Annotated in this window: 6 protein-coding genes; 2 read left to right on the top strand and 4 right to left on the bottom strand. The window is 53.4% G+C overall.

Going from position 1 to position 5,217, the window contains the following annotated elements:
• Together RMSM_RS08695 and RMSM_RS08690 are read left to right on the top strand one after the other, a co-directional pair.
• Positions 1-342, top strand: a 342-nt coding sequence (locus RMSM_RS08695; protein ID WP_040764887.1) for an FHA domain-containing protein, incomplete at its 5' end; no start/stop codon positions are given.
• Between the two features lie 114 nt (positions 343-456).
• Positions 457-765: a Dabb family protein gene (locus RMSM_RS08690; RefSeq protein ID WP_008694289.1), complete on the top strand. Its 309-nt coding sequence runs from the start codon at positions 457-459 to the stop codon at positions 763-765.
• A 215-nt stretch (positions 766-980) separates the two neighbouring features.
• On the opposite strand, the gene RMSM_RS08685 is transcribed toward RMSM_RS08690, so the two are convergent.
• The 4 genes from RMSM_RS08685 to RMSM_RS08665 form a co-directional block, all read right to left on the bottom strand.
• The gene (locus tag RMSM_RS08685; RefSeq protein ID WP_008694287.1) at positions 981-1,718 is read right to left on the bottom strand and encodes a M90 family metallopeptidase; all 738 of its coding nucleotides are present in this window, start codon (positions 1,716-1,718) and stop codon (positions 981-983) included.
• Positions 1,718-2,638 carry a leucine-rich repeat domain-containing protein gene (locus RMSM_RS08680; RefSeq protein ID WP_008694285.1) on the bottom strand — a complete coding sequence of 307 codons (921 nt, stop codon included), beginning with the start codon at positions 2,636-2,638 and terminating at the stop codon, positions 1,718-1,720. Before RMSM_RS08680 ends, RMSM_RS08685 begins: the two co-directional genes overlap by 1 nt.
• A gap of 308 nt (positions 2,639-2,946) precedes the next feature.
• Positions 2,947-3,876 carry a sigma-70 family RNA polymerase sigma factor gene (locus RMSM_RS08675; protein WP_008694283.1) on the bottom strand — a complete coding sequence of 310 codons (930 nt, stop codon included), beginning with the start codon at positions 3,874-3,876 and terminating at the stop codon, positions 2,947-2,949.
• 519 nt (positions 3,877-4,395) lie between these two features.
• The gene (locus tag RMSM_RS08665) at positions 4,396-4,971 is read right to left on the bottom strand and encodes a superoxide dismutase family protein (protein ID WP_144057494.1); all 576 of its coding nucleotides are present in this window, start codon (positions 4,969-4,971) and stop codon (positions 4,396-4,398) included.
• Positions 4,972-5,217 lie beyond the last annotated feature (246 nt).

Below are 5,217 nucleotides of genomic sequence, written 5' to 3'. Positions count from 1 at the left end.
CGTCGTAGCGAGTGCGATATTCAATTGAAATTCGCCAACGTTTCAAGCCAGCACTGCCGGTTGACTCTCGAACATGGTTATTGGTTCATTCGTGACCTAAACAGCCGAAATGGATTAAAGGTCGATGGTCGCCCCGTCCAGCGTAAGCGTATCGACCCCAACAGCAAAGTGTCCATCGCACGCCATGAGTATCTGATTGAATATGAACCGCAAGCGTTGGGGGCGTTTGGACCTCCACCTGCGGACGATGATTACATGGAAGACTTGATGAAGAGCTCCTTGATGGACCGAGCCGGTTTGTCGCGGCGCGATCCGAAGAAGCCCTCTTCAAACCAAGGCTGAAGCGGTTAAGTTTAGCGGTTCTTGGCTCCATCCAAGGTTCGAAGGAACTTTGGATGGGGAATCCAGCCGTTAATTCCCACCGTTCCCCACAACCGTTCAGCAAAGCATTTTCTTATGACTCGATTGGCGCATCACGTTTTTTTTACTTTGAAAGACCGCAGTGACGAAGCCGTTCAAACGCTCGTCGAAGCTTGTGAGAAATATCTCAACGACCACGACGGGCTGGTCGATTTCGCGGTGGGAACGCGTGACAAAGAGCTTGCTCGCCCCGTTAATCACGATTTCGATGTCTCGCTGCACACCGTTTTCGCCGATCGCGCGGCCCACGACGCCTACCAAACCGCCGAGCGGCATTTGCAGTTCATCGCTGAAAACAAAGAGACTTGGGCCGAAGTGAAGGTCTGCGACAGCAACCTCCGCTAGTCAGGCAGGAGTTTTTGAGTGAAATCCCGTTGGTCAAAACGAAACGCTGTGAAGCATTTCGTAGCGGCACGGCGCGAGCCCTCCGTTTTTTGGGGCGGGGCAAGGAGCCGGAGTGCTTGCGTTCTGCCGCTAAAAATTCGCAAAACACGGGCGATAAATGCTTCACTGCGTTGGCCAACACGGCTAATCAAGTGAACGACTTCTGCCTAACTGCCCTAATGCCAATCGGTCGGATCGATTCGGTAATAGGTTTTTAGCAGTTTGAACAATTCCGGATGCCGACCCTGCATCGGTCGAGGCCGCTCAAAAAAGCATTCGCTGGCGACGGCAAAAAATTCAGCTTCGTTGGCCGCGCCGTACGGATCCAATAGCGTCCTGCGGCCCGCATCAACGTCGTGAACGAGTTGCTGGAATTCTTTGCCGGCAATATCGTTCCAAGCCGTTTGGTCTGCGGATTTGTCAAACGAAACGGAGCCGCCCATCTCGCCATCAAGCCCATCCAAATGATGAGCGAATTCGTGAATCACGACGTTGCGTCCGTCGTCGTGGTCGGCTGCTAACAAGACTTCGGGCCACGACAAAATCACCCCGCCGTTGTCCCAAGCCTCGCCGACGGTGTGCTCGAGTACACCGTCGTGGTTTCGAACCATCACGTCGGGATAGACCAAGATCGTCGTCACGCCGTCGAAGTAATAGTCTCCTGAACGGAGCAAGATAAATGCCGCATGTCCCGCGATCGTCGTCTTCATCTCCGCCGTGACTTCGAGTCCGTCGCAACCTTCCCAGTTGCGTTCGGCGATCAAGATGCGAACGCAATCAAGAATTCGATTTTGCAGATCAGCCTGCAATCGGTTGAAAACAGGGACATTCTGTTTCAGGATTTGCAGTTGCGGTTCCGGTAACGCAACCGCCAACCACCTGCGTCGACGACGGTTGCGAAAGAAGGACCACATTACTTTTGATTGACCTCGACGCCAAAGGAGGCCAATTCTGCACTTTGGGCTTCTAGCTTCTTGCCGTCGATCGGATTCTCACCGACATAGACCTGCATAAACGGAGCGAACCGTCGTTCCCCTTGAAAATCGTTGCGGCACATCTCCACCAACGGCGATAGATCGGTGATCTTGTTTCGTGACAGAATCAACATGCTCAATTCTCGCAAACCCGTGATCGGTTCAAGCGAACTGATTTGGTTACCAGCGATATCGAGCGTGGACAGCCATCCCAAATTGCGGACGGGTTCCAGATCCGTCAATTGGTTCTCCGAGAGATCCAGCGACCAAATCTTGCCAAGATTCTTGATTCCATCGATCGAGGTCAGCTTGTTTTTTGCCAAATACAATGTCCGCAAGTTGGTCATCTTTTCCAGCGGCGATGTGTCACTGACGCTGTTGCCCGCCAAATCCAACAGCTGCATCGCGGTCAAACCGGCAAGGGGTTTGATGTCCGTGATCTTGTTGTTCGCCAACGTCACCGATTGCAGTCGTTTCAACTCCGCAATGGGCGTCAAATCGGTGATCTCGTTGTCGGCAAGATCGATCAGCATCAAGGCGTGGCAATGCTCAAGCCCAGCGAGGCTCTTGATCTTCTTACCTTTGCCAATCACCCGCGAAATATTGGCAACGTCCTCTTTGGTGATCGGTTCGCTGTTGTTGCGTTTGGCGAACACTTCGGCTCGTACGGCTGCTTCGAGTCCAGGGTCCGCAAAGATCGAGGGGACCGGTTTGGCGGCATCCTCTTTGGCTGCGGCTTTTTTCGCTGGGGCTTCTTTCGCTGGTTTGCCTTTTTCTTTGTCTTCGCCCTGAAGTCCAGCGGCAGGAACGGCAATTAGCAGCGTCAGCAGAAAAGCAGAGGTGGGATTCAAGACTGGCATGCGAACGTCTCTCCAGTACAGCAAGGTGGGGACCTGGGTAGCGAGTTGGTTACTCGCGTCACAGGCGTGGATGGGGCAAAAATTAGTTGTTGCCCATTCTAATCCAATTCCTGCTGTGTTCCCATATCGCAGAGAGAAACGTTTCCCCAAGTGTGGGGTGTGTTTTTAGTCGGAGGTCACGCAAAGCTTTGTCACCCCGATGGCTTTCCGTCTGTCCTGCCTCACCCGACGAAACGGAAGCCATTGATCACTCATTTCACTGACAACGAGATGTTCCCGTTGCGAACGTGAATCACACGATGGGATGATTAGCCGAACAATCGCTCGTGCGGATCCGTCAAACCATCGGCCAAACGTCGCAGCGCTTCGGTTTCAATCTGGCGAACCCGTTCGCGGGTCAGTCCCAATTCGGCACCGATTTCTTTTAGTGTCTTGGGTTCACAGCCCCCAAGTCCGAAACGCAATTTCAATACGGTCGCTTCGCGTTCTTCGAGATCTCCGAGCAATTCCATTGCATGACGCAGGATGTCATGGTCAAGCATTTCCTCGTCCGGAGCCTTCAAGCGTTCGTCCATCACCATGTCGCCCAATGACCATCCCGCTTCGGTTTGGTCGCTCTGGGGCGTGCTGTTGCTGATACGGATTGCTTTGCGAATGATCGGCAGCTTCTTTTTGGGAAGCCCCAGCAATCGAGCGATCTCTTCGTTCGAAGGCGTGCGGCCTAGCTCTTCGCTCAAACGCGCAGTCGCTCGTCGCCATTTGCTCAATAGCTCGACCATGTACGCAGGGATGCGAATGGTTTTGGCGCTGTTGATTAACGCACGCTTGATCGACTGTTTGATCCAGTAGCTTGCGTAGGTACTAAAGCGTGTTCCCATCGTCGGGTCGAACCCTTCGACGGCACGCAACAAACCAAGATTGCCCTCTTCGATCAAATCTTGCAGCCCCAAGCCTTTGCCGGTGTAGCCACGGGCAATGTTGACGACCAAACGCAAATTGGCCCGAACCATACGGTCGCGAGCCAACGCATCGCCCTGAGCAATTCGGGCTGCAAGTTCGGTTTCGTCGTCCGCGGACAAAAGCGCGGTCTCGTTGATCTCGCGCAAATAAGTTTCCAAAGGTGACTGCGCCGCATTGCTGCGAGGAGTCGCTCGTTTGGACGGACGAATGCGAGACTCCGCAAGTTCGGTATCAACTTCGGACTCGAGGCCGCTTGAAAGTTCTTCGATTTGTGACATGGATTACTCGGACGCTAGTGGTCGAACATCGTCTTTCGTCCATCACGTTGTTCGATCGAAAGGGTCGCCGCACCAATTGACGGTGAGGGCAGACGGGATTCATCAAACAAAGGGGGAGGAAACGTGACGCGAAAGACGTATTCGAAGGGGTGGAGGTCAGGTGAACAATGCTAGCATCGGCAAGTTCTTGACTCTGACTCCACTTTCCGGAAAAGCGGACAAGTGTTTCCGATTATTCCGATTAGGCGGCCCCCTTGGATTGCCCAAACATTGCCGAACACAGTGGATTCAGATGGTTGCGCAAGAGGGTCGGGGAGAAAGCATTGGGCTCGCGACGTTCCGTGAAAATATCACCCGCTTGCTGCCGGCGAAGGTCACCTGATCGATCAGACGCTCACCAACGAGTCGCCGCGAACAAAAATGCTGACGAACAAAAAAACGCTGCCGGACCGAAATCCGACAGCGTTTCTAAATTCAAGTGAATGGGGGAGCAACTTGGTTTCGTTCAAAGGGAACGATTTATTTCTTAGCGGAACCTTTGAAGCTCTCGTTGCCGATTCCGATGATTCCAACGGCAACGCGGGGGCCGGCGTCGCCCGAGGGTTGACTCTGCAAATCGTCTTTGCCCGCGTGCACGACGAAGGAGCGTCCCAAGATGAAGTGCAATGCAGTGTCCTTGGTGGTCACGTTGACGGTGGCAACCCCTTGATCGTCGGCAAGAATATTTCCCAGGTCGCCAGCGTGGCTATGAGCTCCAGGACTGCCGTGATCATGGCCTTCGGGGTTGAAGTGACCGCCCGCCGAAGTTCCGTCGGCAGCACGGCGATCGCCAAACTCATGGATGTGAAAGCCATGTTCGCCCGGTGTCAGGTTCCGAACTTTGCCAGTGATCACCAATTCGTCGCCCTTCTGCATCAACCGCAGCGTGCCGCGTGCCTTGTTGTCTTTGGTCGGCATCAACACGCAAACGCCAAACGATGGCAATTCAGCGTGAGCGTGATCATGTGAATGCTTGTCTTCCGCGTTTGCGACGGGAGCAACAAACCATGCGGCCAGCGCAACCAGTGCCATTGTTTTCATAATACCCAGTTTCATTGATCGTCTCTCGTTGTAAGGGGGGGATGGGGGATGGAGCAGTTTGGTCAACTTTTGCGTAAGTTAGCGATTGTACACATTCTCTGTAAGCAAGTCGTTTGTCCAAGTCATGTTTTTACAAAAAAACGATGTGATCACAGGGACGCCGCAAAGGTCGTTCCGATCACGCAGCGGTTGCGCTAAAAATTTTTGAATAGTTGGTTGGTTCGCTTACCAATGTCCCCTCGTTTGTACCTAATTGGCTCG

This window comes from Rhodopirellula maiorica SM1, assembly GCF_000346295.1.
Taxonomy (GTDB): Bacteria; Planctomycetota; Planctomycetia; order Pirellulales; family Pirellulaceae; genus Novipirellula; species Novipirellula maiorica.
Note: the sequence above shows the minus strand (reverse complement) of the source record. Positions and strands in the feature narration are given on the sequence as shown.

Bases quoted from the DNA above. Each gene is read 5' to 3' on its own strand.
- RMSM_RS08685 (WP_008694287.1), bottom strand. From the start codon at position 1,718: ATGTGGTCCTTCTTTCGCAACCGTCGTCGACGCAGGTGGTTGGCGGTT.
- RMSM_RS08690 (WP_008694289.1), top strand. From the start codon at position 457: ATGACTCGATTGGCGCATCACGTTTTTTTTACTTTGAAAGACCGCAGT.
- RMSM_RS08675 (WP_008694283.1), bottom strand. From the start codon at position 3,876: ATGTCACAAATCGAAGAACTTTCAAGCGGCCTCGAGTCCGAAGTTGAT.
- RMSM_RS08680 (WP_008694285.1), bottom strand. From the start codon at position 2,638: ATGCCAGTCTTGAATCCCACCTCTGCTTTTCTGCTGACGCTGCTAATT.
- RMSM_RS08665 (WP_144057494.1), bottom strand. From the start codon at position 4,971: ATGAAACTGGGTATTATGAAAACAATGGCACTGGTTGCGCTGGCCGCA.